The sequence below is a fragment of the Paenarthrobacter sp. NPDC089322 genome (assembly GCF_040684895.1).
GTDB lineage: Bacteria > Actinomycetota > Actinomycetes > Actinomycetales > Micrococcaceae > Arthrobacter.
Genome location: NZ_JBFBGW010000006.1, coordinates 139,785 through 165,958, shown reverse-complemented (window position 1 = coordinate 165,958; position 26,174 = coordinate 139,785). Strand labels below are relative to the sequence as shown.

The window sequence follows — 26,174 nt, the reverse complement described above, 5'->3', positions numbered from 1 at the left end:
GGGCCGACCACACGAGGTCGGCCCGCCGTCGTCCTTATGCCACTCTGCCGAGGATCAGACGCGCGCGGCGCGGCGCCTCAGAGACATGAGCACCAGCCCCGCAGCACACAGTACGACTCCTGCAGAACCTATGGCCGCGAATCCGCCGGATGGACCCACGGTGTCAATGAAGACGCCTGCGAGCGGCGCTCCAAGCGCAACACCGGCGGTCAGCGCCGAGCCGTACCAGCCCATGGCTTCGCCCCGCCGGTCTTCGTCCACCAGATCAGCCACCTTCTCCGACGAAGCCGACAACACAGGCGCGCACAACAAGCCCGGAAGGATGGACAGGAAGGCCAGGGACCAGGTGTCCTGGGCGAAGCCCATGGGAATGGTGAGGGCAGCCATTCCCAACAGCAGCACCATGGGCGACACTTGCCGCTTCATCCCGCCGTAGATGATTCCACCCACGACTGAGGCCGCACACCAGAAGAAGAAGACGATGCCGATCTCATTCTCGTGGCCTCCGCGTTCCAACAGGCCGACAATGCTGACGTCCGAACCACTCAGCACCATGCCTGCTCCGGCAGCCACCGCAAACAAGGCAGCCACGGAAACCGTGAACCAGGTGAAGTTCCGGGCTACCCGGCTCTTCAGGGCCGCGGCCCGGGAGCCACCTGCAGGACCCATCTCGGAGGCTGCTTCCTGGACGTGACCGGGAGCGGAAGCGACCATGGCAGCTTCCGCAGCGGCAAGGTCGGCGGCCGCCCGCGCCGCCGTTTCCTCCGGCGTGCACGATGCCTCACTGCGTGTGGGCGGGTTGAACCACATCAGGAACAAGCCCGCCACGCAGACGGAGATTCCCACGGCACTGAGTCCAATCGCAGAGAATCCGCTCGTGGCAACAACCGCACCAATGGCAGGACCGATCATGAAGACCAGCTCAGTGGCTATGGAATCGAGCGCGAAGGCGGAGCGTCGCTGCTCTCCATCCACCAGGACACCAAGGGACTGACGGATGACACTAAAGATCGGGAGAGTGAACAAGCCGCCAACGAACACCAAGGGCAGAAGCCAGGCGTAGGGCACGTGGGGCACGATGGACCAGATCACCGCCTCGGACACCACGGAAGGGATGAGCGCCTTCCGCAGGCCCACCATGTCCACCCGCCGGCCACGCCAGGGAGCCCCGAGCGCGATGCCGATCGTCATGACAGCGGCTGCCGCACCCGCAGCGGCGTACCCCTCCCCCAACGTCAGCACAATGTGCAGCGTCAGGAGTACACCTGCCGCGGAATGCGGAATGCGGGCGATCATGCCCACCAGCAACAGCCGCCGGACAGGACGGATGGACAGCATCTCCTTGTAGAGAGCAAAGTTCACAGGCTAAATCCTCTTGTTCCCCCGGGCAGTCCCGGTGAAACGGGTGCTGCCGTTAGTGCCGCCCAGGCTCCTGCGCCGCACGTTGCAGTTTTACTTCGATGGAGTCGACACCTTCGGCAAAGGATTCCATCTGTGCCCACGCCTCGTTCAGCCCGGATACGAGCGCCTGAACGGCAGGAGCGTCCAAGCCGTCCTCGAGGTAGAGCACAACCCGGAGTTCCGGACCCGAGCCTCCCCCGAGAACCGTCCGCCCGTCCGCGGCCAGGGCAGCAACGCCGCCGCCGGGTTGCGTTTCGAGTCGCCGGACCGCCGGAAAGGCCCGGGCTGTTGAAGCGAGAGCAGACTCCAGTTGATCATCAAGGTATGACGGCGTCCAGTCCCGTTGTTGCGCCAACGCCCACACAGCCGGGCGCCGGACCACAAACGTGAAAGCGGAACCCGGGTCCAGCACCAGCAATTGGGCGCCCTCGGAAACCGCGGAAAGCGCCGCCCGTGCCGCGTAAACCGCTACAGGACGGGCATCTGCGTGCCACGCTTCAAGGGCAGCGGCCGACGTGAACACGGGCATCGCCGTCCGACCGTCAGGGGCCTGGAGCGTGACCAACGCCATATCGGCCTGCTTGTCGGCATGCAGCCCGTCAACGCCTTCAGCTTCCTGCGCGAGCTGGGCCACCACTGGAACAAAGACCCTCGCGGTAGCAAGGGAAGCTACGACGTCGGCCTCGGTACCCGTGCCGTTCAGCAAGGCAGAAACAGCGGCGAGATAACCGGCGTCGGCTGTACCGTCGTCGTCCTCGAAATTGTGGATCTTGGCGTCGTCACCGCTGAGGCTGCGGCCCGCCCAAGGCTGGCCTGCGGAGTCGGTGGCTCCCCCGGCGCCCGCCAGGGCAGCGGCGATGTGGCCGGGCAGATCACGCCTGCCGGCACCCGGATGCGGGTGACCGTCCTGCGGCGCCGGGTGGTTCGCTCCGGAGTTTTGCATCAGCGGCGGCCGGCGACGTCCAACGCTTCAGGCAGCGTGAAGGCCCCGGCATACAGCGCCTTGCCCACGATTGCCCCCTCGACGCCCAACGGCACAAGCTCACGAAGGATCCGGAGGTCCTCAAGGCTGGAAATACCACCCGACGCAACCACAGGCTTACCGGTCTTCTCAACCATCCGGCGCAGCAGTTCCACGTTCGGCCCCTGAAGGGTACCGTCCTTGGTGACGTCCGTGACCACGTAGCGTGCGCACCCGGCGTCTTCCAGACGGGCGAGGACCTCCCAGAGGTCGCCGCCTTCCTTGGTCCAACCGCGTCCTGCCAGTGTGGTTCCGCGGACATCGAGGCCTACGGCGATCTTGTCACCAAAGCGGTCGATGGCCCGCCGCGTCCATTCCGGGTTTTCCAAAGCCGCTGTCCCGAGGTTCACACGCTCAACGCCCAGCGCCAACGCCCGCTCAAGCGACTCATCGTCCCGCAAACCACCGGACAACTCCACCTTGACGTCGAGCTGGGATACGACGTCGCTGATGAGCTCGGCGTTGTTGCCGCGGCCGAAAGCGGCGTCAAGGTCCACCATATGCACCCATTCGGCGCCGGCGTTTTGCCAGTTCAAAGCTGCTTCAAGCGGCGTGCCATAGCTGGTTTCCGAACCCGCTTCGCCCTGCAAGAGACGGACTGCCTGGCCGTCAACGATGTCGACGGCAGGCAGGAGTTCCAGAACGGAGGGAGCAGAGGTGGTCATGTGTGTCCTAGAGGTCGTTTTATGGACCGGGCGATCAGTTGCCCGGAAGCGTCAGGAGATAAGCGGCCAGCAGGGACATCCCGGCCAGCACATAAAAGGAGATCGAGACCCATGCGGGCTTCTTCTGCTGATGGAAGGAGATACCTCCGCCCACCAACACGCCGGCGAGGCCCATGAGCACAACGGACCACATTTACGCGGCACCCGCGCCCTCGGTATTCGCCGAAGGCTTTTTGAGGCTCTCGACCCAGTTGCGCAACAGGCGGGCACCGGCGTCACCGGACTTTTCGGGGTGGAACTGCGTGGCACACAAGGGACCGTTTTCGACTGCAGCGATGAACCGGGCGCCATGCTCGGACCACGTCACCATGGGCGGGGCCATCCGCGGCTGCACGACATCGAAGTTCCACTCCTGAACGCCGTAGGAGTGCACGAAATAGAAACGCTCATGCTCCACGCCTGCAAAGAGCTTGGAACCCTCAGGCACATCCACGGTGTTCCAGCCCATGTGCGGTACAACGGGGGCGGGAAGGAGTTCGACCTTGCCGGGCCACTCAGCCATCCCCTCGGACTCAGTACCGTGTTCCACACCGGCTTCAAAAAGAACCTGCAGGCCTACGCAAATAGCCAGCACGGGACGTCCACCCGCTACGCGGCGGCCGATCATCCGGATGCCGTCCACGGCCTTGAGTTCGTTCATGACGGTCTCGAAGGCGCCTACGCCCGGCACGAGAAGGCCATCGGCGTTCAGTACATCTTCCGGCTTGGAACTGAGGATCACGTGGGCGCCGGCGCGCTCAACCGCACGGACAGCAGAGCGCACGTTGCCGGATCCGTAGTCCAGGACCGTCACCGTGGGCTTACCTTCCGGGGACTGCGGCTTGACGGAGGCGGCAGCGTCAGTGACGGCGCCGTTCTTGAGGATCTGGCCGCTCACAGCGCCCCCTTGGTTGATGGAATGCCCTCCACGCGCGGATCAGACTCTACGGCAGCGCGAAGCGCCCGGGCGAAGGCCTTGAACTGCGCCTCCACAATGTGATGGGGATCGCGGCCGGCCAGCACGTTCATGTGCAGGCAGATTCCTGCGTGCAAGGTAATGGCTTCAAATACGTGACGCGTCAGTGAACCGGTGAAGTGGCCGCCGATCAGGTGGTACTCCTGCCCGGCCGGCTCCCCGCCGTGCACCAGGTAAGGACGCCCGGAAACGTCCACTACGGCGTGCGCCAAAGCTTCGTCCAAGGGCACAGTGGCTTCGCCGAAGCGACGGATGCCTGCCTTGTTGCCCAACGCCGTGCGGAGCACCTCACCGAACGTGATGGCGACGTCTTCCACGGTGTGGTGGGCGTCAATATGCGTGTCCCCCGTCGCCTTGACGGTCATGTCGATCAGGGAATGCTTGCATAGGGCCGTCAGCATGTGGTCATAGAACGGAACCGAAGTGCTGATGTCCGAGACACCGGTGCCATCCAGGTTGATCTCCACCAGGACGGAGGATTCGCTGGTGGTGCGCTCCATGCGCGCGGTGCGGGCAGCGGACGGCGTGGCGCCGGTTTCGCTCATTGGGACGTCCTTCTACACAAAAGTCGGATGGGGGTCTAGGGACAAGTTTAGTTCGGCCGCGTCTTTCCACTGAACAGGGACCGGGCCGGCTGCCGCGATCCGGGGCTCGGCTGCGGCAGAGGCGGCGGCTGTCGTCAGCCGAGCAGGCGTTCCAACGCCTCAAGGAATACGGTGGTTTCCTTCTCGGTGCCGGCCGTAACCCGCAAGTGGCCCGGGATGCCGACGTCGCGGATCAACACTCCAGCATCCAGCAGGCCCTGCCAGATGGCGTGCGGGTTCTCCAGTCCGCCGAAGAAGACGTAGTTGGAGTCCGAGGCTGCGGGCTTGAGGCCCATGCGCAGGAGTTCAGTCACAATGCGGTCGCGCTGTACCTTGATGTCCTCGACATCTGCCATCAGGGCTTCCCGGTGGCGCAGGGCTGCAAGTGCCGTTGCCTGGGTAACGGCTGAGAGGTGGTAGGGCAACCGGACGAGCCGAATGGCGTCAGTTACCTCGGGTGCGGCGGCCATGTATCCCAGACGGGCGCCGGCCAGCGCGAAAGCCTTGCTCATGGTACGTGAGACGATCAGCCGCTCCCTGCCCGGGAGCAAGGTCAAGGCGCTGGGCGTATTGTCGTGAGCAAATTCGTGATACGCCTCATCGACAATCACGATGGCCTGGCTGGCTTCACCTGCTTCATATACGGCCTCCACGACGTCCAGGCCGAGCCCTGTGCCGGTGGGGTTGTTCGGAGAACAGAGGAACACGATGTTGGCGCCGGTCTCCCGGACCTGGGCACCCGCTGAGGCGGCGTCCAAGCCATAATCGTCTGCCCGGACGCCCCGGATGTACTCAGTGTCCGTGCCGCTGGCCAGCAACGGGTACATCGAGTACGTCGGCGGGAAGCCGAGCGCCTTGCGACCGGGCCCCCCAAACGCTTGGAGGATCTGCTGCAGGACCTCGTTGGATCCATTGGCGGCCCAGATGTTGTCCGCCGACAGTCCGTGCCCCAGGTATTCGGCAAGGGACTCCCGCAATTCCGTGAACTCGCGGTCCGGGTACCTGTTCAGTCCGGTGGCCGCGGCTGCCACGGCTTCGGTAATGGCGGCTTGAACGTCGGCCGGCACGCCATGGGTGTTTTCGTTGACGTTGAGCAGAATCGGAACATCAAGCTGCGGTGCGCCGTAGGGGCTCAGTCCACGCAGGTTGGTCCGGAGGGGAAGTCGGTCAAGTCGCTCAAGCTGGTCACTCACCAAGACAGTTTAAGGTGCCGCTGCGACTGCAGAGTAACTGTGACGCCCCGCCCGCCACGGCAGGCAACGTGGAACGCCGGCTGCGACACGGAGGGGAAGTCAGTTGGCGGGGACGAAAAGCTGCTGTCCGGGCTGGATCCGGCCGCCGTGGAGGTCGTTCAACTGGATGATCTCCGCAATGACGTCCCGGGGGTCCCGCTCCGGCGCCGCCTCACCAGCAATGCCCCACAACGACTGGCCGGGTTGAACGGTTACCGTCACTGCTACGGGCGGCTGCAATTGCGCCGCCGAGTCGGATGCCTTCGCGGGAGAGTTGACGAAGCCGGCAAGGCTCAACAGGGCTGCAACCAGGAGCATGGCTGGGATGCCGAAGAAGACGATCCTGCCACGCCGCGTCAGACGGATACGCGCGGGAGCGGGAGTGTTGCGAAAATCATGGAATGCCGTGACTGCGGACATGAGCTGAGCCCTTCTGAGCGATTGCCAGGACCAGTGCTCCGGTATCTGGCTGCCAATTTCCTTGTGTTCTTCTCTGCCGAAGGCCCGGCGTTCGAACACTGCCTTCGAACATCCCGACCCGCTGCCGAATATTTATAGAACACATATTCGAACCTTGCTATGACATTTTTAGCACTTATCAACGAACGGTGTCGAGACTCGCTAGAACAAATGTTTGATAAACGCGTGCGCCTGGCCTACGTTTGAGTGAAGAAACAGGCACTGTTTCAGTGGAACAGGAGGGTCTGACATTTTCAGGCCCGCCATCACCGGCCCCTTAATGTTGCGGCCGGACGAAGCGGAAAGGCATTGGCGAACATGGCAGCGAAAGCCACAGGCGGCGGGGTACCCCTGCGGAGCCAGCAGCCTCAAAAGAGTCCCAAGAGCCTGACCGTAAGGCAGAAGAAGATCCTGGAAACCATCCAGCGGTCGGTGAACGACAACGGCTACCCGCCGAGCATGCGGGAGATCGGCGACACCGTGGGATTGGCGAGCCTGTCCAGCGTCACCCACCAGCTCTCCCAGCTGGAAAAGCTCGGCTACCTCCGGCGGGACCCCAAGCGCCCACGGGCCATGGAAGTTCTGATGCCACTGACGCTTGATGGCGGCGCGACCATTCCCGGAGTGGAAGCACCTGCAACCTTGCGCAGCGCGGGCGGACTGGCCGTTACGGAACTTGCGAGTGCCAGCGATACTGCCCTGGTGCCGCTGGTAGGCCGCATCGCGGCAGGCGGTCCTATCCTCGCTGACCAGACCGTGGAAGACGTCCTGCCCTTGCCCCGGCAACTGGTGGGCCACGGCGAGCTCTTCATGCTGAAGGTCGCTGGTGATTCGATGATCGATGCGGCAATATGCGACGGTGACTGGGTTGTTGTCCGTCGCCAAAACGATGCCATCAACGGCGACATTGTTGCCGCCCTCCTGGACGACGAAGCCACCGTGAAGACCTTCCGGCAGCGTGACGGACACACCTGGCTGCTTCCCCAGAACACACAGTACGAACCCATCCTCGGCGACCAAGCAACCATCATGGGCAAGGTCGTCTCCGTACTGCGTTCCCTCTAAGCGTTCCCTCCAGGGGTTTCCTACGCAGTCGTCCTGGCGGCCAACCGTTCCAGGACCCCTCGCACCACAGTGCGATCCGTCGTTGCCCAGAAGGGGGGCAGCGCCGCCCTCAAAAAACCGCCATAGCGCTCGGTGGACAACCGGGAGTCCAGAACAGCCACCACTCCCCTGTCGCCCGTGGAACGGATAAGTCGGCCCGCACCCTGCGCGAGGCGTATTGCTGCGTGAGTAGCGGAAACAGCCATGAACCCATTACCTCCGGACTGAGCCACGGCCCTTGACCGCGCCGTCATGAGGGGGTCGTCAGGGCGCGGGAAGGGAATGCGGTCTATCACTACCAAACGGCACGATCCGCCGGGAACATCCACACCCTGCCACAGGGACATGGTGCCGAAGAGGCAGGTATCGGGTTCGTCGGAAAACTGTTTTACGAGGGCGGCCATGGTTGATTCGCCCTGGCAGAGAATATCCACGTCCAAGCGCAAGCGGAGCGCGTCGGCGGCTTCCTCAGCCGCGCGGCGGGACGAGAACAGGCATAAAGCGCCTCCCCCCGACGCCCTGATGAGGTCCTCGAGCTCATCCAGTGCCTCCGGGGAGGTCCCCCGCCCGGGTTTCGGAAGATGCTTGGCTACATAGAGGACACCCTGTTTCGGGTAGTCGAACGGGGAACCAACATCCAGGCCGGTCCAGCTGGGCGCGCCGTCTCCTATCAAGCCGAGACCGCCCGCCGCAGGCTCAAAGGCAGAACCAATGGCCAGCGTCGCAGAAGTGAGCACCACCGTGTGTCCCGCGAACAGCCCGTCCCGGAGCTTCCCCGCAACACTGAGCGGGGCGATGTTGATGAGGGCCGGTGCTGTTTCATCGGGCTGTGAATAGCCCTGCTGGGGGTCGAAGGTGCTGTTCCTGGAGAACCAGACAACTTCGCGGTTCTCCTTGGCGGCGAGGAGCCGCTCACACAGTTCCAGGATCAAAAGCAGCCTTGACCGGGCAAGCTGCCGACCGCCGTCGACGACGTTCGATGAGGAGGAGTCCGGCTTCGAGTCCGACAAGGCCGCCCGCGCGGCGTCCCGCAACTGGTCAAGGCAATCCAGCTGTTCGTCGTTGAGTCCGTTGGGCAACAATCCGTTCGGGACCCCGGCGATCGCCATGTCCAGGCGGTCGGCCGCGGCATTGAGGGCATCAACAGTGATGGCGGTGTGTTTGCGCGCACTGGACGCAGCCGCATGAACCATGGCTACCGACAGTTGTCCGGACACAGCGCCCGTTACCCTGTCCTGAAGTTCGTGGGCTTCGTCCACCACCACGACATCGTACTCGGGAAGGACTGCGAGACCTTCAAAGGCACTGACCGCCAGCATTGCGTGGTTGGTCACCACGACATCGGCTTCCGCCGCCCGCGCCCGGGCCTGCTCGCTGAAGCATTCCTCGGCCAGCGGACACTTTTGGGCACCCAGACACTCCATAGACGTGACGGAGACCTGCCGCCACGCACGATCCGTTACGCCGGGCATGAGCTCGTCGCGGTCGCCGGTGGCCGTCTTTTGCGCCCATTCGCGAAGCCGGACTACTTCCTTGCCCAGTTGCGAGGACGGACCGCCCACCGACGCAGCGAAATGCGGCACGCTCGTATCCTCGCCGAGCGAGAACAACTGACCCTCGGTGGGTTCTTCACTCGGAAAGCCGCCTTCAAGCTTTTGAAGGCAAACGTAGTTCGCCCTGCCCTTGACGAGCGCCACGTTAACCGGGCGGTCAAGGGCAGGTTCGATGGTTTCAAGGAGCCTGGGAAGGTCCCGACCCACAATCTGCGTTTGCAAGGCCAAGGTGGCGGTGGACACAAGCGTCGGTTTGTTGCTGTCCATGGAGTGGGCGATCAACGGAATCAGGTAGGCCAACGACTTACCCGTTCCCGTCCCCGCTTGGACCAGCAGGTGCTCCCCCGACTCGATGGCCCGGGTCACATGCTTCGCCATTTCGTGCTGACCGGTCCGGCTTTGACCACCCATTCCGGCAACAGCTTTATCCAGCAACTCGAGGGTGAACTTCTCCCCCGCAGATTCGACGACGTCCGCCGCCACCTTCTCAACCATTGGTGACGAATGACTCCAGCTCGGCCGCCAGCCCTTCACGGACCATCGCCACGACGCGCGTGCCGTTCTCCTCGTGCTCGAGGCTCAGGATCTCGGCATCGGAGTTGTGCAGCCTGTTCACCAACTCGCCGCGGTTGTAGGGAATGAGGACTTCGAGGCGTACGCCGGGCCTTGGGATGGCTTGGCTGATGGTCTCAAGGAGCTCAGGAATCCCCTGTCCGGTGCGGGTGGACACCACGGCGTGCCGCGGTTCCTTCTGCTTCAGCCGTTCCACCACGAACGGATCCGCGACGTCAACCTTGTTCAGGACGACGATCTCCGGAACCTTGCGGGCATCCACTTCGGTGAAGACAGCCCTGACAGCCGCGATCTGGCCCTCGGGGTCGGGATGGGATGCATCCACGACGTGCAGGATCAGGTCGGAGTCGGCGACTTCTTCCAAAGTAGAACGGAAAGCTTCCACCAATTGCGTGGGCAGCGACCGGACGAAGCCCACTGTGTCCGCGAGGGTGTAGCCGATGCCATCAGGGGTTTGCGCCCTGCGTACCGTCGGGTCAAGGGTGGCGAACAGCGCGTTTTCCACCAGGACGCCGGCGTCAGTGAGCCGGTTGAGGAGGGACGACTTTCCGGCGTTCGTGTAACCGGCAATGGCAACGGACGGGATGGAATTACGACGACGGTTGGCCCGTTTGGTCTCGCGCGCCGGCTTCATCGCGGCGATCTCGCGCCGCAGCTTCGCCATGCGCGTGCGGATCCGCCGGCGATCGAGTTCGATCTTTGTTTCGCCAGGGCCACGCGAACCCATGCCGGCACCGGCGCCACCCACCTGGCCACCAGCCTGGCGGGACATCGATTCACCCCAACCGCGAAGCCTGGGGAGCAGGTATTCGAGCTGTGCAAGCTCGACCTGCGCCTTACCTTCACGGCTCTTGGCGTGCTGCGCGAAGATGTCCAGGATCAACGTCGTTCTGTCAACGACCTTGACCTTGACGATGTCCTCAAGACCACGGCGCTGTGAGGGCGACAACTCGGTATCCACCACCACGGTGTCAGCACCGGTCGCAGAAACGATGTCCTTGAGTTCCTGTGCCTTACCCGACCCGAGGAAGGTCCCGGGGTCCGGCTTCATGCGTCGCTGAACCAGGCCATCCAAGACCTCCGAGCCGGCGGTCTCAGCAAGAGCTGCGAGTTCGCGGAGGGAATTCTCGGCATCCGCCAGGGTGCCCTCGGTCCACAGCCCGGCAAGAACAACCCGCTCAAGCCGGAGCTGCCGGTATTCGACTTCAGTGACGTCTTCGAGTTCCGTGGACAAACCGGCAACGCGCCGCAACGCGCGCCGTTCAGCGAGATCTTCCTGCTCGCCGTCGTAGATGCTGTGCTCTTCGTCAAGCGTGGAGATGGCCTGGGCCTTGCCGAAGACGCCCTTGTCGTCGTTGTCCCCGGATGCCCGCGCAGGGACATCCTTGGAAAGAATCCGGTCGATGACGGCCTGGATCTGTTCAGGACTCATGTCCTGGGCGTCGGAATCGGATCCGGAGTGCTTCTGGGTGGTCATGGTCTCCTTAGACTGTTCGGCTATTCCAGAATAATGCTGATTGGTGTCCTGTGGGACGGTATTCGCGTTGGGCTGACGTGATTGGGCCAACGGGCCTCCTGTGCTGCTGAAAGCAACCTCTTGGGTCTACCGGGTTGCTGTGATCGAGTGGCTGGTCCGCTTCGGAGGCCCTGACCGGTGGAAGAACACTGGACACCAAACACGTTGCCTGCGCGCGGGGCGCAAAACAGCGGGCACGTTGCTTGGAGTGGTGTGATCTTTGAGCGTCCGCGTCCTATGACAGGGGGCGGACTGCGCCGGGTGGAACCTGCCGGGCGGAAAGGCTGCGGGCCGGGAGCAGGGACCCACTAGGGTGTACCTGTGCCAAGCGCAGAGCCTGCATCGCGGGCGGTGGCGGCTGATTACTCAAAGATCAAGAACATGCGTCCAACAATATCACCGGTGTCAAACCCGCCCGTGCCCCGGGCAGTTTCCCAAGCCGCCGATAGCCCACTAATCTGGCAAATTATGGAGTCTGCACACTATTTCAGCGCCCAACCGGCCGGTCCCTTCACCCGTAAGCCCCTCACCGTTGAGCTTGCCGGGTCCATCCGCCATGTGCAGACTTCATCGGGAATCTTCAGCCCTGACGGTGTGGACAAGGGCACCACCATCCTTCTGTCTGAGGTCCCCCCGCCGTCGCCGCGTGGCAACCTGCTGGATATCGGCTGCGGCTGGGGGCCGATCGCCCTCACCATGGGATTGATGGCGCCCTTGGCCCGCGTCTTTGCGGTGGATGTCAACGAACGCTGCATCGCCTTGACCAACGAAAATGCGGCGGCCCTGGGCCTGGACAACGTGAAGGCGAGCCTCCCGCACGAGGTGGATCCCGGCGTCGAGTTTGACACCATCTGGTCCAATCCGCCTATCCGGATCGGCAAAGACGAACTTCACACGCTGCTGCTGACCTGGCTCCCCAGGCTGGCCCCGGGCGGCAACGCATGGCTGGTTGTCCAGAAGAACCTTGGGTCGGACTCCCTGCAACGCTGGCTCGCCACCGAACTGGACGCGTCCTTCACGGTCACCCGGGAGAGCACGTCCAAGTCCTTCAGGATCCTCAGGGTCAGGAAAGCGTCCCTGTAGCCACGATCACGGCCGGGCCGCTGAGTTCGACGTGCTCCCGTCCGTCCACGCCGGGAAAGAACTTGACTCCCACCACGCCTCCTGGGACGTTCACATGCCAGGAGTTCGGAGCCGTGCTGCCCGCCCAATGCCGGATGGCAACCGCGGCGGCACACGCACCGGTGCCGCACGACTGCGTCTCACCTACTCCACGTTCGTGGACGCGCATGGTGATAGTCCCCACGCCATCGTGCACCAGTGGCTCGGCAGGGACCACGAATTCCACGTTGGTTCCGTTGACTGGCTTTGGATCGACAACCGGTGCCTTGAACAACTGCGTCGCAGCAAGTTCGCTGAGCTCGGCAAGCGCCACCACCGTATGCGGGTTGCCCATGCTGACCGAAAGACCCGGCCGCGCGACCTCCAGGCCGTCAGCGCTGACCAGGGCATCCATGGCTTTGCTCGTGGCCTCGGCCGGAAAAATAAACTCCCAGGGTCCCATGTCAACGGCGTAGCCCTCTGCGGTCCGAACAATCTTCTTGATACCGCCGCGAGTACCGATGGTCAACGTAGCGCCCGGGTCAAGGTCCACCAGACCCTCCGCCAGCAGGAAATGGACGAACACCCGCACACCGTTCCCGCACATCTCCGAAAGCGAGCCGTCGCCGTTGCGGTAATCCATGAACCATTCAGCCGAGGCATCCTGCTCCAGCAGGGTGCGACCTTCAGGCAGGTAGCGGGATGGCACAGCCCGGATAAGGCCGTCACCGCCTATGCCGCGGTGCCTGTCACACAGCTGCGCCACCTGTTCGGGGGTGATGTGGTGGGTGTCCTCGGGGTCTGCGATGAGCACGAAATCGTTGCCCGTTCCGTGGCCCTTGGAAAAGGCCAGACCGGCAAGGCCGGCGGCGGGCGGGGCGGTACCGGCAGCGGCAGGCTGCTGGGCGGAAACTGCGGCGGTTTGCTCCATGCACCTAGGCTACCCGTCGTGCGTGTGCGGCCAGAAATTGCCGTGGCTAGGCCAGGGCTGCTGCCTTCGACAGGAGATCCGGGTCCTGCCAATCAAGCCAGCTGATGCGAGGGTCTGCACGGAACCAGGTCAGTTGCCGACGCGCGAACTGCCGGGTGGCCACTATGGTTTCTTCGGCGGCGTCCGCGACCTTGGCGTCGCCGTCGAGTACCTTGAGGAACTGCGCGTAGCCCAAGGCACGCGATGCCGTCTTGCCCTCCCGCAATCCCTCAGCGTCCAGCCGCTCAACCTCCTGGAGCAAACCCGCATCCACCATGCGATGGACGCGGAGTGCAAGACGCTCACGCAGGACTTCCCGGTCCACCGACAAGCCAATCTGCACTGCCGGCTGGAAGTACTGGCGTTGCGGCATGAACGAACTGAAGGGACGTCCGGTGAGGCCATGGACCTCAAGTGCCCTGATCACTCGACGGGCATCGCCCAGGCGTGCGGCAGACACGGGATCCACTTGCTCCAGGCGTGCACGCAACGGCGCCAAACCGGAGGCTTCATACTCGTCTTCCAACTGCTTGCGTAAGACCGGGTCCGTACCGGGGAACTCCAGGACGTCCAAAGCTGCCCGCACATACAGCCCTGAGCCGCCCACCATGATGGCCCGCTTGCCCCGGGAATGGATGTCCTCAATGACCGCCCGGCATTCCTGCTGGAAGTCAGCCACGCTGGCTTCCTCCGTGACGTTCATCGTATCCAGCAGATGATGTGGCACGCCCCGGCGCTCCTGCGCAGTGATCTTGGCTGTTCCGATGTCCATGCCGCGGTAAAACTGCAAAGCGTCGGCATTAATGACTTCCCCATTCAGGGCAAGGGCAAGTTCGACGCCTAGATCAGATTTGCCGGAGCCGGTTGGGCCTACGACGGCGATCACCGGCGGGGTGCCATGGTGCATGGAAGACACGTATCCGGGGGCGCAGCTATGCCCGGCGAACCGGCAGCGACGGCATGCCCAAAGAAACTCCGGTCTTGCCTGAGGCTGCACCCGGGCCGGGCACGCCGCAGCTGTCCGCCTGCGAGCGATCCCAGGCATCGCCCGCCCTGGACCTGCGCAAGGAGTAGTCCGCTGTGGTCGCGGGGTCAGCCACCAGGTGGAAGGCCGCGGCTTCCGTGATGGTCACGGTCACGAAGTCACCAGGGCGTGGTGTTTCAGCGCCGGCGGGCATGGAGAAGTGGACCAGTCGCTGGTCTTTCGAACGGCCCGACAACCTGTGGGTCTCACCGGCCTTGCGACCTGACTGCGCAGTCACAAGGATCTCAACCCTGCGCCCAAGCTGTTTGGCGTTCTCCTCCGCTGCTATACGGTCCTGCAAGGCGGTGAGCCGCTCATAGCGTTCCTGGACCACGGCTTTGGGAAGCTGCCCGGGCAAGTCCGCGGCCGGCGTGCCCGGCCGCTTGGAGTACTGGAAGGTGAAGGCCGACGAGAAACGCGACTTTTCCACGACGTCCAACGTCGCTTGGAAATCCTCTTCCGTTTCGCCGGGGAAGCCGACAATGATGTCGGTGGTGATGGCAGCATGGGGAATGCGGTCCCGGACCTTGTCCAGGATCCCGAGGAACCTGCTTGAGCGGTACGAGCGCCGCATGTCCTTGAGGACCTTGTCCGATCCTGACTGCAACGGCATGTGCAGTTGCGGCATGACGTTGGGGGTCTCTGCCATGGCGTCGATGACGTCGTCGGTGAAAGCGGCAGGGTGCGGACTGGTGAAGCGCACACGCTCCAGCCCCTCAATGTCCCCGCAGGCCCGGAGCAGCTTCGAGAAAGCTTGACGGTCACCGAATTCCACGCCGTACGAGTTTACGTTCTGGCCCAGCAATGTCACCTCAACGGCACCGTCATCCACCAGGGCCTGGATCTCGGCCAGGATCTCGCCTGGGCGGCGGTCCTTCTCCTTGCCCCGAAGTGAGGGAACGATGCAAAAAGTGCACGTGTTGTTGCAGCCGACGGAGATGGAGACCCAGCCCGAATAGACGGAGTCGCGCTTGGTAGGCAGGGTAGAAGGGAAGACATCGAGGGATTCGAGGATCTCGAGCTGGGCTTCATTGTTGTGCCGCGCCCGGCTGAGCAGCGCCGGAAGCGCCCCTACATTGTGGGTTCCAAAGACGGCGTCAACCCATGGCGCCTTCCGGAGGATTGTCTCCCTGTCCTTTTGGGCCAAGCAGCCCCCCACAGCGATTTGCATCCCCGGGTTGGCGGCTTTGACTTGCCTGAGCTGGCCCAGGTTTCCATAAAGCTTGTTGTCCGCATTCTCCCGGACTGCGCACGTATTGAAGACCACGACGTCGGCAAACTCGCCCTCGGAGGGAACATAGCCGGCGTCTTCGAGGAGGCCGGCCATGCGCTCTGAGTCGTGCACGTTCATCTGGCACCCAAAGGTCCGGACCTGATAGGTTCTCGGCTCAATGGAGGGCGAGGTGGCAGCTGTTGGGGAAGGAATGGTCAAACTCACTACTCAAGGGTACCGGTTTCCGCAAGTACCTCACTGACGATTCGGAAGGCCATCGAAGGCGCGTAACCCTTGCGTGCCAGCATGGAAGCCAGCCTCCGCGTGTACTTATCGCGCTCCGCACGATCAGAGAGGTCGACGCCTGGCCTCAACTTTCGCAGTACCAGTTCGCGGGCGGCGGCTTCCTCGTCCTGGTCACTGAGCTGCGCCAAGGCTTCTTCGGCATCCTCCACGTCAATGCCCTTATCCGACAGTTCGCGGCGAAGGGCACCCTTAGCCAGCTTCTTTCCTTGCGAGCGGCTACGTACCCACATTCGGGCGAACTCGGCGTCGTCTATGAGCTGGACTTCCTCGAATCGATCAAGGACAGCCTCCGCCACGTCTTCGGGAACGTTCCGTTCCGCCAACTTGCGCGATAGCTGCAGCCGGCTCCGTGGCGCCATCGTCAATTGCCTGAGAACGATGGCGCGTGCCACGGATTCGGGGGCCGACTCGGGATCGCCGGCAATGGAGGATTCGGGGTCCGGCCCGTGTCTAGCCGTCAACGGCCTTCAGCTTCGGGGTGTCCTCCTCCGGCTTGACGCCAACACCGAGCTTCTCCTTGATGAGGCGCTCGAGCTCTTGCGCAAGCTCAGGGTTGTCCCTCAGGAAGCGGCGGGAGTTCTCCATGCCCTGGCCAAGCTGATCACCGTCGTACGTGAACCAGGAGCCGGACTTCTTGATGATGCCGTGCTCGACACCCATGTCGATGATGCCGCCTTCGCGGGAAATCCCCTGGCCGTAAATGATGTCGAATTCGGCGACCTTGAAGGGTGGGGCCATTTTGTTCTTGACGATCTTGGCCTTGGTGCGGTTACCGACGGAATCGGCGCCTTCCTTCAGGGTTTGGATACGGCGGACGTCAATGCGGACGGACGCGTAGAACTTCAGGGCCTTACCACCGGTGGTGGTTTCCGGCGATCCGAAGAAGACACCGATCTTTTCACGCAACTGGTTGATGAAGATCGCGGTGGTCTTGGTCTGGCTAAGACGGCCCGTGATCTTACGCAGTGCCTGGCTCATGAGCCGGGCCTGCAGGCCAACGTGGGAGTCGCCCATCTCACCTTCGATTTCCGCGCGTGGAACCAAGGCAGCCACGGAGTCGATGACGATGATGTCGAGGGAGCCGGAGCCCACCAGCATATCCATGATTTCCAGGGCCTGTTCACCCGTGTCCGGCTGCGATACGAGCAGGGCATCGGTGTCCACGCCAAGCTTGGCGGCGTAATCGGGGTCAAGGGCGTGTTCAGCATCAATGAAGGCCGCGATGCCGCCGTTGCGTTGCGCGTTGGCTACGGCATGGAGTGCAACGGTGGTCTTACCCGAGGATTCCGGTCCATAGATCTCCACGACACGGCCACGGGGCAGCCCGCCAATGCCGAGGGCGACATCCAGTGCGATGGATCCGGTGGGGATGACTTCAATTGGCGCACGGGTATCGTCCCCCAACCGCATGATGGAGCCTTTGCCGAATTGTTTGTCGATCTGGGCAAGCGCTGCCTCGAGCGCCTTCTCACGATCCGGGGTTGCCGCCATGGTTCACACCTCTGATGCTTTCTCGCTGTGGAGTGGCCTGAATGGCCGCTTTCCTGTCATGTCAGACGCTATTACGGTGCCCTGACATTTTTAGTAGCCGACTTCGCGTATGTGGAAAACCAGCGCCGCCGGATGCCGTGGAAGGCGTTCTTCAGGATCAATGTTCCTCTCACAGGAGCATATCCCCATCCGAACAGATATTCGAACACGCCTGCGGCGTGTCACCTGTGTCGGGACGCTAATTCGCAGCAGGCTTGATGTCTTTGCCGAGCCTGCGCTCGGGAGGAACATCCTGAACCTCGCACACAGCCAACCAGACGTCCCTGGGGTTGTAGCCGGAAGCGAGGGCATCCACGGCGGTCCGGCCTCCTACGCCTGCAAGCACGAGTGAACCGGCCAGGACGCGGGAATAGCCGGCCCCGAATTCGTCGTCCATCAATCGCCAAAAGTCACTTGCCCTCACGGATAGAGTCTCTCACGTGCGTGGACTCTAGAATGGTTGCCATGAGCAATCCTCTCCAGAGCACGCCCGCGCCGGCCGTGCAAGGCGACGCGGTGGACGACGCCCTTCAGCAGGTGGAGCACCAGCTGAGCCTGCTCTGGCGACGCGCGAGGTCCATATCGCATCAGTTGTCGCGCCAGGTCCATCCCGATATGGAGCCGGCAGCGTACGGACTGCTGACCGTGATCCGTAGGGAGGGACCCATCCGGCTCACCGATCTTGCCTCCTGCATCGGAGTGGGCAAACCCTCGGTAAGCCGCCAGATTGCGTTCCTTGAAAGCATCGGCCTGGTCTACAAGGAGGCCGATCCTCAGGACGGCAGGGCCCAGTCCATTCGGCTGACGGACAAGGGCGAGGAAAAGATGCACCAGGTGCAGGACGCGCGCCGCCAGGTGTTCCGGGAGCGTCTTGGCGAATGGCCGCTGGAAGACGTGAAAACGTTGGCAGACTACATGGGCAGGCTCAACGCCGTGTATGGAGATGGCCTCTTGAAGGATGGCGGCCTGAAGGAGGCTGAGTCCGGGGACGATACGGACGCAGAAGCATCCGGGGCAGGCTCCTCCGAAACGGCGGACTGAAGCAACAGCCGAGGAAGCAACCGGGCACCGGCTTTCAGTCCCGCACCCAACCCGGCAGTACAAAAACCAGCAGTACAAAAAGAGGTCCCCGGCCGTGGCCGGGGACCTCTCCTCGTAGCCTGTCTGGTGTTTACCGGGCTCCGGAGAGCATGCCCTGCGGGAAGTCGTCGGTAAGGTCGAGTTCCCGGCCGTAGCGCTGGGAGAATTCCTGCGGAACGGTGTCCGGAACAGCCACGCCCTCCGCAACGGCCACGCGGTCGCTGACTTCACGGAGCATGCTGGACAAAGGAACGTCCAATGCCGTGCAGATAGAGGACAGGAGCTCGGACGAAGCCTCCTTTTGGCCGCGTTCAACTTCACTCAAGTATCCGAGTGAAACGCGGGCGCTGTGCGAAACCTCGCGGAGGGTACGGCCCTGACGCTGGCGGACATCGCGCAGTACATCACCGATCTCGTGGCGTAGTACGACCATTTTGCGCTCCTTCTGTTCGCTCTGTGCCTGATCAGCCAAGCCCACATCCTTCCAGCGGACAACGCCGTTTACGGATACGGGCTGCTTTACCATCTGTATCGCCTTGCTCCCTCGTTCATCCGGTTCGCTGGCTGGCGGACCGGGTTGGTTTCTACATCCTAGGCGCCCCGGCCATTCCGAAGCGACACAATGACACAACTATTGGCAATGAGTTTTTGTTCCCGACTACTTTACGAACGGTAACCAACGTCTTCCACCACGGCAAGGAGCCTCGCCAGCGCGGCTGAACACGCTTGTTCGCGGATGGCCTGCCGGTCTCCCGAAAAGCCGTACTGGAACCAACGGCTGCCCTGCCCGGTGGCGACGCCGATGAAGACCGTGCCCACTGGTTTGCCGTCGTGGGGTTCCGGCCCGGCCACGCCCGTGGTTGAAATCCCGACGTCGGCGCTACAGGCCTGCCTGGCACCGGCGGCCATCGCGGCGGCTACTTCGCCATCCACTGAGCCGACGGAGTCCAGAAGCTCCCGCGGCACACCAAGCAAGGCAGCCTTGACTGAGTTTTGGTACGCAACCACGCCACCTTGGAGCATCCCTGAAGCTCCCGGTGTGTTGGCCAACGCCGCTGAAACCATCCCGGCCGTCAGGGACTCGGCCGTAGCGACCCTCAGGCCTTTGCCGAGCGCGACGGCGACTGCCGCCGTCGCTGTTTGGGCTGTCCGGGCGGCCGTTGTTTCCTCTTCCGGCGTATTCACGAGCGGCGTCCTGCGGCTCGAAGCTTCAACGCCTGGATGACATATTCCACTCCCGTCCACACCGTGATGGCCAACGCCAGCATCATGACCCAGAAAGCAACAGCTCCCAGCCACGGCGCGATCGACTCGAGCGGGAGGATGTAGAGGAAGATGGCCACGGTCTGCACCACGGTTTTGAGCTTTCCGCCGCGGGAGGCCGGCATCACCCCGTAGCGGATGACGAAGAACCTCAGGGCGGTAATGCCCCATTCACGCACGAGGATGAGGATTGTCACCCACCACGGCAACTCCCCCAGGATGGACAGGAGTACCAATGCCGAGCCGATAAGCAGCTTGTCTGCGATGGGGTCCGCGATCTTGCCGAAGTTGGTGATGAGGCCACGGGCCCGGGCGATGTCGCCGTCGAGCTTGTCCGTGTAGATTGCCACTGCGAAGGCGACCACAGCAGCCCAACGCCATAGACCATGCTGGCTGTTGTCGGCAAGCAGGAACCACACGAAGAACGGAACCAGGACGATGCGGAGCATCGTGAGGATGTTGGGCAGGTTCCAGACGTCGGAACTGCTGGAAGCGGCGTTTTCACCCTCGGCTGTAGTCACCCCTCTAGGCTACAGTCTTCGAAACTACCTTCCCGTGAGGGACCAGGCGTCCTCGCCGCCCTCGTCGTCGTCATCTGACCCATCGGCGCCGTCGTGGTATTCAATGGCCTGCGTGCGGTTGTCCAGGTCAGCTGCCACCACGTCCTCGGCGTAACCCCCAACGCCGATGTTCGAGTTCGCGTTGTCGCTCAAGGCGGCCGTGTGGGCATCGGGAGCGGCAGGCGCCTCCTGGCCCTTCATGGCGGCAAGCACAGCCGCGAGATCATCCGGCTTGACCAGGACGTCACGGGCTTTGGAGCCTTCCGATGGTCCCACTACGCCCCGGGATTCAAGGAGGTCCATGAGGCGGCCGGCTTTCGCGAAGCCGACGCGCAGCTTGCGTTGCAGCATCGACGTGGAACCGAACTGCGTGGTGACCACCAATTCCGTGGCCTGCAACAGGACTTCGAGGTCGTCCCCGATGTCGTCGTCGATCTGCTTCTTCGGAGCCTCTGCAGCAACGTCCTCACGGTACACGGCCTGCAACTGGCCCTTCACATGTTCCACTACCTTGTGGATTTCGGACTCCGTGACCCAGGCACCCTGCACACGCATCGCTTTGGACGCCCCCATGGGCAGGAACAAGGCGTCACCTTGGCCGATGAGCTTCTCCGCGCCCGGCTGGTCAAGCACCACGCGGGAGTCGGTTACGGAGGACGTTGCGAAGGCCATGCGGGACGGCACGTTGGCCTTGATGAGCCCCGTGACAACGTCCACGGAGGGTCGCTGGGTTGCCAGGACCAGGTGGATACCGGCAGCACGTGCGAGCTGGGTGATGCGGACAATGGAATCTTCGACGTCACGCGGGGCAACCATCATGAGGTCCGCGAGTTCGTCCACGATAACCAGGAGGTACGGGTATGGCTTGATCACGCGCTTGGAATCCACCGGCGGTGTCACTTTGCCGGCACGGACGGCCTTGTTGAAGTCGTCGATGTGCTTGTAGCCGTAGTTGGCGAGGTCGTCATAGCGTGCGTCCATCTCGCGCACCACCCATTGCAGGGCTTCCGCGGCCTTCTTGGGGTTGGTGATGATGGGCGTAATCAGGTGCGGAACACCCTCATAGGCTGTGAGCTCCACACGCTTCGGGTCCACCATGACCATCCGCACTTCGTCAGGCGTTGCCCGCATCAGGATCGATGTGATCATGGAGTTCACGAAGCTCGACTTACCGGCACCGGTAGCACCAGCCACCAACAGGTGCGGCATCTTGGCAAGGTTGGCCACGACGTAGCCGCCCTCCACGTCCTTGCCCACGCCCATCACCATGGGGTGGTCCGTACGGCGCGCGTTCTGGCTCCGCAGGACATCGCCCAACGAGACCGTTTCACGGTCCGTATTGGGGATCTCGATGCCGATGGCCGACTTTCCCGGAATAGGGCTCAGGATGCGGACGTCGCTCGATGCCACGGCGTAGGAGATGTTCTTGGAGAGCGCCGTGACACGCTCCACTTTTGTACCGGGGGCCAGCTCAATTTCATAGCGGGTGACTGTGGGGCCACGGCTGAAGCCGGTCACCGAAGCGTCGACGTTGAACTGCGTCAGGGTGTCGGTCAGGGCAGCGACGACGGCGTCGTTGGCTTCCGTGCGCTCCTTCGGAATGGACCCCGGCGTGAGGAAGTCCGAAGCCGGCAGGGTGTAGGTGACGTCGCCGGCCAGGGACAACTGCTCCGTGCGCTGTGGAATGGGCGTCTGCGGCACGGGCGGGCCTGCCGGCCTCGCCGGCACTTGCGGCGCCGGTGCGGTCATTTCGGAGGTGAGGACCGGGATGGCCTCGGTGGGGTTGTCCCCTCCAGCGCCTCCAGGACCCTGCGCGGTTCCCAAACCCTGTGCGGCCTTGATCTTGCCAACAGCGATCTCTGCCTGGGTCGGGCGACGCACGCCCGGCGGAACGCGGGGCTCAGGCGCACGGGGAGTTTCGTCGTCGTCGACTATCGCGTGCTCAAAAGCCTCGTCCCCGACGTAACCTTCCAAGCCGGGGTCTGCTTCTTCGTCCTTCCCGAAGAGCCGCATGCGCTTTTTCCGCTTGGGCTTCGCGGCGGAATCATTCTCGTAAAGATAGCTGCGGTCATGGCCGTCCCTGCCGGAGTCCTCCATGAGGTCAACGCCCATGAGGTGCTCGTACGCGGACCGGATACGGGACGGAATGGCACCGAACGGCGTCGCCGTGACAATCAGCACCGAGACGAAAGCGAGGAGGCTGTACACCAGCACGGGAACGGCCACATGGATGGCGGCCAATGGCGACGCCGCAAGGAAACCGAGCATGCCGCCTGCCCTGCGCAAACCATCAAAGCCCTCGGCTACGGTCGGCTCCCCACCGATGATGTGCGCCAATCCGGACCCTGCGAACGTCATGATCATGAAGCCGATGCCTACGCGGTTGTTGCCGCGGCCGTCCTGCGGCTTGCGGAACAAGCGGAACGCGCAAATGAAAAGCATGAACGGAAGGACCAGCGACATCCATCCAAACGTGCCGTTGACCACGCTGTAGACGATGTCAGGGAGCCAGCCGGTGAGGCCCCACCAGGCAAAGGTGGCAATGGCAATGCCCAGAACGAGGTTGAAGAGGGCGGCACCGTCGCGGCGGTTTGCGGGATCAATGTCGCTGACGTCGTGGCCGATCCGGCGAACGCCTGCTCCAACCACGTGGCCTATGCCCTGCCAGGCGCCCGAAAGCATGCGCAACGGAAGCGGGGCATGGGGCTCAAGGGCTGCTTGCTGCCTTGTCCGGGCGCTGCCGCCACCCCGGCCGCCTTTGGCAGCCGCGTTGGATTTGGATGCAGCCGAACCACGGCCTGTTCCGCCGGATTTACTGCTAGAGCTGCCTCGTGGCGTGGAGGAAGTACGGGTCGCCATACGTGCCACGCTACCCCAAGGGGGCCCGAAATCCGCGGATTTCAGGCCCCCTTGGGATGCATGTTGTTGATCGGCTAAGCCTCCAGGACCACCGGAATGATCATGGGGCGTCGACGCAGCTTTCGGTTGACCCACGTGCCGATGACCCTGCGGACAACCTGTTGCAACTGGTGGTTGGTGTGGTCTGTGTGATTCAGCACAGCTTCCTCCAGCGCGGCGTTGATCTTGGGGATGATCTCATCGAAAACGGAATCGTCCTCTGCCACACCCCGGGCATGGATCTCCGGTCCCGAGACAATCTTGCCTGTGGTCCGGTTGATCACGGTGATCACCGAGATGAAGCCTTCGTCGCCCAGGATGCGGCGATCCTTGAGGTCGGCGTCGGTGATTTCACCCACGCTGGACCCGTCGACGTAAACGAATCCGACCTCGACCTGGCCTACGATGTTTGCCTTGTGGTCCCGCAAGTCGATCACAGTGCCGTTGTCACTGAGGATGATGCCCTCGGACGGGACACCCGATTCCTCCGCAATGTTCCCATTGGCAATGAGGTGCCGGGTTTCGCCGTGCACGGGCATGGCATTCAGTGGCTCAAGGATGTTGTAGCAGTAGAGCAGTTCCCCTGCCGCCGCGTGCCCGGAAACGTGGACCTTGGCCGTTCCCTTGTGGATCACGTCCGCACCCAGCTTGAGCAGGCCGTTGATGATCCGGAACACTGCGTTCTCATTGCCAGGGATGAGGCTCGAGGCCAGGATGACCGTATCTCCGGTGCCGACAACCACCCGGTGGTCGCCGTTCGCCATGCGGGACAGTGCAGCCATGGGCTCTCCCTGGGAGCCTGTGGACATGAGCACCACGCGGTTGTCGGGGAGGTCGTCGATGTTCTTGATGTCAACAAGGATGCCCGGCGGCACATCGAGGTACCCCAGCTTGGCCGCGATGGCCATATTGCGCACCATGGACCGACCGACGAATGCCACGTTGCGGCCATGCTTGGCAGCAGCGTCCAAAACCTGCTGGACGCGGTGGACGTGGGACGAAAAGGAAGCGACGATGATGCGCTTCTTCGCCTGGCCAAACAGGTGGTCGAGCGTGGGCCCGATCTCCTTCTCGGCCGTGGTGAAACCGGGGACGTCGGCATTGGTGGAGTCAGCCATGAAGAGGTCCACACCCTCTTCGCCCAGCCGCGCAAAGTGCCGAAGGTCGGTGATACGTCCATCCAACGGCAACTGGTCCATCTTGAAATCACCCGTGTGGAGGACGGTGCCGCCCTCGGTACGGATGAAGACGGCCAAGGCGTCAGGTATGGAATGGTTGACGGCCACGAACTCGCATTCAAAGGGTCCGAACTGCTCAACCTGGCCCTCCGACACAGTCAACGTGTAGGGCTTGATCCGGTGTTCCTGGAGTTTCGCTTCCACCAGCGCCAAAGTCAGCTGTGAACCGATCAACGGGATGTCGGCCTTCAGGCGCAGCAGGTAGGGAACGGCTCCGATGTGGTCCTCGTGGCCGTGGGTCAGCACAACGCCGACGACGTCGTCCAGGCGATCCTCGATGTACGAGAAGTCAGGCAGGATCAAATCGACGCCAGGCTGGGTTTCCTCGGGAAAAAGTACCCCGCAGTCAACTACCAGCAACTTGCCGTCGATTTCGAAGACCGCCATGTTGCGGCCAATCTCCCCCAGCCCACCGAGCGGAACAATCCGCAGCGTGCCTTTCGGCAGCGGCGGCGGAGTAACCAATCCAGGAAGGGCGGTTTGGGTCATATTCAGCTTCTTTCCGGCGGCCTGTCCTAGACGTTGAAGTCCATTCCAGCTTCCGCCAAATCCCCGCGGATCGATTGAATCTCGGCTTCGTCCGGCTCCACGAGAGGCAAACGGACAACCGAGTTGGGCAGGACTCCCTGCCACTTGAGAATCTGCTTGGCGGCTACTGCGCCCTGCACCCGGGTCATGGTTGCACGTACCACGGGTTCGAGTTCAAAGTTGATCGCCCTGGCTGTTGCGAGGTCGCTGGCATTGACGGCGTCAATGAGCTCGCGGAAACGGCGGGTGGCGACGTGGGTAGTGACGCCCACAAGGCCAACGGCTCCGAGTGCCATCCACTGCAGCGTGAGGCCGTCGTCACCGGAATAGAAGACGAGGTCCGTTTCCGCCATGACGCGGGTAGCAGCGGCGAAGTCTGCCTTGGCATCCTTGACTGCGACGATGTTCCGATGCTGCGCCAGCGCGATCATGGTTTCCGGGGCAATCTGAATCGAGGAGCGGCCCGGGATGTCATAGAGCATGACGGGCAGGTCCGTCGCGGAGGCAATCGTCTCGAAATGGGCCCGGACGCCGGCCTGGCTGGGCTTGTTATAGTACGGGGTGACGATCAAGAGACCGTCGACCCCCAACTGGGCCGCGCGCTGTGACAGGTGCACGGAGTGCGCGGTGTCGTTGGTGCCTGTGCCGGCGATGATGGCCGCCTTGCCACCTACGGCTTCCTTGACCGCCCGGAACATGCCCAGGTTTTCTTCGTCCGTCAGCGTCGACGTTTCTCCGGTGGTGCCCGTCACGACGAGTCCGTCGCAGCCGTCCTCAACGAGCTTCTCGGCCAACGCCGCGGCTTGGTCGTAATCGACCTTGCCGTCCTCGGTGAACGGAGTGACCATGGCGGTCAGCAGGGTGCCAAGGGCAGGGGAATGCGCGCGGGAGTCAGACATAGGAAAAACGTTACCTTGTCACAGCCTCGTTACGGGAATATTCCGGCCGTGATGGTCGTCATCAGTGGGGCGTCCGCGCAGCACCGTCCGAACAGTAGTGCGCCACGGCCCGTTCCTTGAGATGCTCGGCCCACGCGACCAGCCGCTGGGAAGCCCGGACGTATTCAAACAGTTCCAGCGGCGTGAGTGCTTCAAGGTCCGTTTCAGCCAAGCGGCGGGCAAGCTCGGCACCCGGTGCCTGCTCGGCCAGAACCGTGCCCTCCCGGCGCCATTGAACATCTTCCGGTGGCTCACCGGCTACAAGCTGCCTGAACAGGAAATCGACCACGCCGGGGCTCATGGCCTTCATAGGCCCATGGAGGCCTTCCGGCAACTTCGGGACATCGTTCATGCAGTCATGGTATTCGAACATATATTCGAAGGCAAGGTTGGGGCCCGCAC

General features: G+C 63.0%; 26 protein-coding genes. 3 read left to right on the top strand and 23 right to left on the bottom strand.

The window, feature by feature from the left end:
- Positions 1–54: 54 nt before the first annotated feature.
- From AB0N65_RS09125 to AB0N65_RS09090, 8 genes are all read right to left on the bottom strand, one after another.
- Positions 55–1,362, bottom strand: coding sequence for an MFS transporter (locus AB0N65_RS09125; RefSeq protein WP_364160311.1), 1,308 nt, complete (start codon positions 1,360–1,362; stop codon positions 55–57).
- 52 nt (positions 1,363–1,414) lie between these two features.
- Positions 1,415–2,344, bottom strand: coding sequence for an SseB family protein (locus tag AB0N65_RS09120; protein WP_364160309.1), 930 nt, complete (start codon positions 2,342–2,344; stop codon positions 1,415–1,417).
- Positions 2,344–3,087, bottom strand: coding sequence for a bifunctional 1-(5-phosphoribosyl)-5-((5-phosphoribosylamino)methylideneamino)imidazole-4-carboxamide isomerase/phosphoribosylanthranilate isomerase PriA (priA, locus tag AB0N65_RS09115; protein WP_364160307.1), 744 nt, complete (start codon positions 3,085–3,087; stop codon positions 2,344–2,346). The genes AB0N65_RS09120 and priA overlap by 1 nt, the downstream gene beginning before the upstream one ends.
- Positions 3,088–3,121: 34 nt before the next feature.
- On the bottom strand, positions 3,122–3,280 hold the full coding sequence (locus AB0N65_RS09110; protein ID WP_364160305.1) for a hypothetical protein: 159 nt from the start codon (positions 3,278–3,280) through the stop codon (positions 3,122–3,124).
- Positions 3,281–4,024 (bottom strand): imidazole glycerol phosphate synthase subunit HisH, encoded by a 744-nt coding sequence (gene hisH / locus AB0N65_RS09105; protein WP_364160303.1) that lies wholly within the window; start codon positions 4,022–4,024, stop codon positions 3,281–3,283. It abuts the gene before it with no gap.
- Positions 4,021–4,647, bottom strand: a complete 627-nt coding sequence (hisB, locus tag AB0N65_RS09100) for an imidazoleglycerol-phosphate dehydratase HisB (RefSeq protein ID WP_026541582.1) — start codon at positions 4,645–4,647, stop codon at positions 4,021–4,023. The genes hisH and hisB overlap by 4 nt, the downstream gene beginning before the upstream one ends.
- A 134-nt stretch (positions 4,648–4,781) precedes the next feature.
- Complete coding sequence (locus AB0N65_RS09095; RefSeq protein ID WP_364160301.1) at positions 4,782–5,879, bottom strand: histidinol-phosphate transaminase; 1,098 nt, start codon at positions 5,877–5,879, stop codon at positions 4,782–4,784.
- Between the two features lie 99 nt (positions 5,880–5,978).
- Complete coding sequence (locus AB0N65_RS09090; protein WP_364160299.1) at positions 5,979–6,338, bottom strand: LysM peptidoglycan-binding domain-containing protein; 360 nt, start codon at positions 6,336–6,338, stop codon at positions 5,979–5,981.
- Between the two features lie 357 nt (positions 6,339–6,695).
- Here AB0N65_RS09090 and lexA point away from each other — a divergent pair, with 357 nt between their 5' ends.
- Complete coding sequence (gene lexA, locus AB0N65_RS09085; RefSeq protein WP_364160297.1) at positions 6,696–7,442, top strand: transcriptional repressor LexA; 747 nt, start codon at positions 6,696–6,698, stop codon at positions 7,440–7,442.
- 20 nt (positions 7,443–7,462) lie between these two features.
- Here the strand turns inward: lexA and AB0N65_RS09080 are convergent, their stop codons facing one another.
- Both AB0N65_RS09080 and hflX read right to left on the bottom strand, forming a co-directional pair.
- Positions 7,463–9,529: an ATP-dependent DNA helicase gene (locus AB0N65_RS09080; protein ID WP_364160295.1), complete on the bottom strand. Its 2,067-nt coding sequence runs from the start codon at positions 9,527–9,529 to the stop codon at positions 7,463–7,465.
- Positions 9,522–11,084, bottom strand: coding sequence for a GTPase HflX (gene hflX, locus AB0N65_RS09075; RefSeq protein WP_364160293.1), 1,563 nt, complete (start codon positions 11,082–11,084; stop codon positions 9,522–9,524). The genes AB0N65_RS09080 and hflX overlap by 8 nt, the downstream gene beginning before the upstream one ends.
- A 507-nt stretch (positions 11,085–11,591) precedes the next feature.
- Here hflX and AB0N65_RS09070 point away from each other — a divergent pair.
- Positions 11,592–12,206 carry a methyltransferase gene (locus AB0N65_RS09070; RefSeq protein WP_364160291.1) on the top strand — a complete coding sequence of 205 codons (615 nt, stop codon included), beginning with the start codon at positions 11,592–11,594 and terminating at the stop codon, positions 12,204–12,206.
- Here the strand turns inward: AB0N65_RS09070 and dapF are convergent.
- The 6 genes from dapF to AB0N65_RS09040 form a co-directional block, all read right to left on the bottom strand.
- Positions 12,187–13,155, bottom strand: a complete 969-nt coding sequence (gene dapF / locus AB0N65_RS09065) for a diaminopimelate epimerase (protein WP_364160289.1) — start codon at positions 13,153–13,155, stop codon at positions 12,187–12,189. The two genes, AB0N65_RS09070 and dapF, sit on opposite strands and share 20 nt — an antisense overlap.
- A 46-nt stretch (positions 13,156–13,201) precedes the next feature.
- Positions 13,202–14,101 (bottom strand): tRNA (adenosine(37)-N6)-dimethylallyltransferase MiaA, encoded by a 900-nt coding sequence (gene miaA / locus AB0N65_RS09060; RefSeq protein WP_364160287.1) that lies wholly within the window; start codon positions 14,099–14,101, stop codon positions 13,202–13,204.
- A gap of 25 nt (positions 14,102–14,126) precedes the next feature.
- The gene (gene miaB / locus AB0N65_RS09055; RefSeq protein WP_364160285.1) at positions 14,127–15,656 is read right to left on the bottom strand and encodes a tRNA (N6-isopentenyl adenosine(37)-C2)-methylthiotransferase MiaB; all 1,530 of its coding nucleotides are present in this window, start codon (positions 15,654–15,656) and stop codon (positions 14,127–14,129) included.
- The gene (locus AB0N65_RS09050; RefSeq protein ID WP_364160283.1) at positions 15,656–16,198 is read right to left on the bottom strand and encodes a regulatory protein RecX; all 543 of its coding nucleotides are present in this window, start codon (positions 16,196–16,198) and stop codon (positions 15,656–15,658) included. Before AB0N65_RS09050 ends, miaB begins: the two co-directional genes overlap by 1 nt.
- Positions 16,188–17,228: a recombinase RecA gene (gene recA / locus AB0N65_RS09045; protein WP_364160281.1), complete on the bottom strand. Its 1,041-nt coding sequence runs from the start codon at positions 17,226–17,228 to the stop codon at positions 16,188–16,190. The genes AB0N65_RS09050 and recA overlap by 11 nt, the downstream gene beginning before the upstream one ends.
- Before the next feature lie 238 nt (positions 17,229–17,466).
- Positions 17,467–17,664, bottom strand: coding sequence for a DUF3046 domain-containing protein (locus tag AB0N65_RS09040; protein ID WP_364160279.1), 198 nt, complete (start codon positions 17,662–17,664; stop codon positions 17,467–17,469).
- Positions 17,665–17,723: 59 nt separating this feature from the next.
- On the opposite strand from AB0N65_RS09040, the gene AB0N65_RS09035 reads away from it, so the two are divergent.
- Entirely contained in the window at positions 17,724–18,308 is a 585-nt protein-coding gene (locus AB0N65_RS09035; protein WP_364160277.1) for a MarR family transcriptional regulator, read from the top strand.
- A gap of 130 nt (positions 18,309–18,438) precedes the next feature.
- Here AB0N65_RS09035 and AB0N65_RS09030 read toward each other — a convergent pair whose 3' ends face one another.
- The 7 genes from AB0N65_RS09030 to AB0N65_RS09000 all read right to left on the bottom strand — a co-directional run bounded on the left by AB0N65_RS09030 (position 18,439) and on the right by AB0N65_RS09000 (position 26,124).
- Complete coding sequence (locus AB0N65_RS09030; protein WP_364160275.1) at positions 18,439–18,873, bottom strand: helix-turn-helix transcriptional regulator; 435 nt, start codon at positions 18,871–18,873, stop codon at positions 18,439–18,441.
- A gap of 137 nt (positions 18,874–19,010) precedes the next feature.
- Complete coding sequence (locus AB0N65_RS09025) at positions 19,011–19,532, bottom strand: CinA family protein (protein WP_364160273.1); 522 nt, start codon at positions 19,530–19,532, stop codon at positions 19,011–19,013.
- Positions 19,529–20,131, bottom strand: coding sequence for a CDP-diacylglycerol--glycerol-3-phosphate 3-phosphatidyltransferase (pgsA, locus tag AB0N65_RS09020; RefSeq protein ID WP_364160271.1), 603 nt, complete (start codon positions 20,129–20,131; stop codon positions 19,529–19,531). Before pgsA ends, AB0N65_RS09025 begins: the two co-directional genes overlap by 4 nt.
- A 24-nt stretch (positions 20,132–20,155) precedes the next feature.
- On the bottom strand, positions 20,156–23,029 hold the full coding sequence (locus AB0N65_RS09015; RefSeq protein ID WP_364160269.1) for a DNA translocase FtsK: 2,874 nt from the start codon (positions 23,027–23,029) through the stop codon (positions 20,156–20,158).
- A gap of 74 nt (positions 23,030–23,103) precedes the next feature.
- Entirely contained in the window at positions 23,104–24,795 is a 1,692-nt protein-coding gene (locus AB0N65_RS09010; RefSeq protein WP_364160267.1) for a ribonuclease J, read from the bottom strand.
- Between the two features lie 26 nt (positions 24,796–24,821).
- Entirely contained in the window at positions 24,822–25,733 is a 912-nt protein-coding gene (dapA, locus tag AB0N65_RS09005; RefSeq protein WP_364160265.1) for a 4-hydroxy-tetrahydrodipicolinate synthase, read from the bottom strand.
- 61 nt (positions 25,734–25,794) lie between these two features.
- Positions 25,795–26,124 (bottom strand): hypothetical protein, encoded by a 330-nt coding sequence (locus tag AB0N65_RS09000; RefSeq protein WP_364160263.1) that lies wholly within the window; start codon positions 26,122–26,124, stop codon positions 25,795–25,797.
- Positions 26,125–26,174: the final 50 nt, after the last annotated feature.

What these genes read in the sequence shown, in the direction of transcription:
- AB0N65_RS09120 (WP_364160309.1), bottom strand. Translation starts at nt 2,344, where the DNA reads ATGCAAAACTCCGGAGCGAACCACCCGGCGCCGCAGGACGGTCACCCG.
- priA (WP_364160307.1), bottom strand. Translation starts at nt 3,087, where the DNA reads ATGACCACCTCTGCTCCCTCCGTTCTGGAACTCCTGCCTGCCGTCGAC.
- AB0N65_RS09110 (WP_364160305.1), bottom strand. Translation starts at nt 3,280, where the DNA reads ATGTGGTCCGTTGTGCTCATGGGCCTCGCCGGCGTGTTGGTGGGCGGA.
- hisB (WP_026541582.1), bottom strand. Translation starts at nt 4,647, where the DNA reads ATGAGCGAAACCGGCGCCACGCCGTCCGCTGCCCGCACCGCGCGCATG.
- AB0N65_RS09090 (WP_364160299.1), bottom strand. Translation starts at nt 6,338, where the DNA reads ATGTCCGCAGTCACGGCATTCCATGATTTTCGCAACACTCCCGCTCCC.
- lexA (WP_364160297.1), top strand. Translation starts at nt 6,696, where the DNA reads ATGGCAGCGAAAGCCACAGGCGGCGGGGTACCCCTGCGGAGCCAGCAG.
- AB0N65_RS09080 (WP_364160295.1), bottom strand. Translation starts at nt 9,529, where the DNA reads ATGGTTGAGAAGGTGGCGGCGGACGTCGTCGAATCTGCGGGGGAGAAG.
- hflX (WP_364160293.1), bottom strand. Translation starts at nt 11,084, where the DNA reads ATGACCACCCAGAAGCACTCCGGATCCGATTCCGACGCCCAGGACATG.
- AB0N65_RS09070 (WP_364160291.1), top strand. Translation starts at nt 11,592, where the DNA reads ATGGAGTCTGCACACTATTTCAGCGCCCAACCGGCCGGTCCCTTCACC.
- dapF (WP_364160289.1), bottom strand. Translation starts at nt 13,155, where the DNA reads ATGGAGCAAACCGCCGCAGTTTCCGCCCAGCAGCCTGCCGCTGCCGGT.
- miaA (WP_364160287.1), bottom strand. Translation starts at nt 14,101, where the DNA reads ATGCACCATGGCACCCCGCCGGTGATCGCCGTCGTAGGCCCAACCGGC.
- recA (WP_364160281.1), bottom strand. Translation starts at nt 17,228, where the DNA reads ATGGCGGCAACCCCGGATCGTGAGAAGGCGCTCGAGGCAGCGCTTGCC.
- AB0N65_RS09040 (WP_364160279.1), bottom strand. Translation starts at nt 17,664, where the DNA reads ATGGACGACGAATTCGGGGCCGGCTATTCCCGCGTCCTGGCCGGTTCA.
- AB0N65_RS09035 (WP_364160277.1), top strand. Translation starts at nt 17,724, where the DNA reads ATGGTTGCCATGAGCAATCCTCTCCAGAGCACGCCCGCGCCGGCCGTG.
- AB0N65_RS09030 (WP_364160275.1), bottom strand. Translation starts at nt 18,873, where the DNA reads ATGGTAAAGCAGCCCGTATCCGTAAACGGCGTTGTCCGCTGGAAGGAT.
- AB0N65_RS09015 (WP_364160269.1), bottom strand. Translation starts at nt 23,029, where the DNA reads ATGGCGACCCGTACTTCCTCCACGCCACGAGGCAGCTCTAGCAGTAAA.
- AB0N65_RS09010 (WP_364160267.1), bottom strand. Translation starts at nt 24,795, where the DNA reads ATGACCCAAACCGCCCTTCCTGGATTGGTTACTCCGCCGCCGCTGCCG.
- dapA (WP_364160265.1), bottom strand. Translation starts at nt 25,733, where the DNA reads ATGTCTGACTCCCGCGCGCATTCCCCTGCCCTTGGCACCCTGCTGACC.
- AB0N65_RS09000 (WP_364160263.1), bottom strand. Translation starts at nt 26,124, where the DNA reads ATGAACGATGTCCCGAAGTTGCCGGAAGGCCTCCATGGGCCTATGAAG.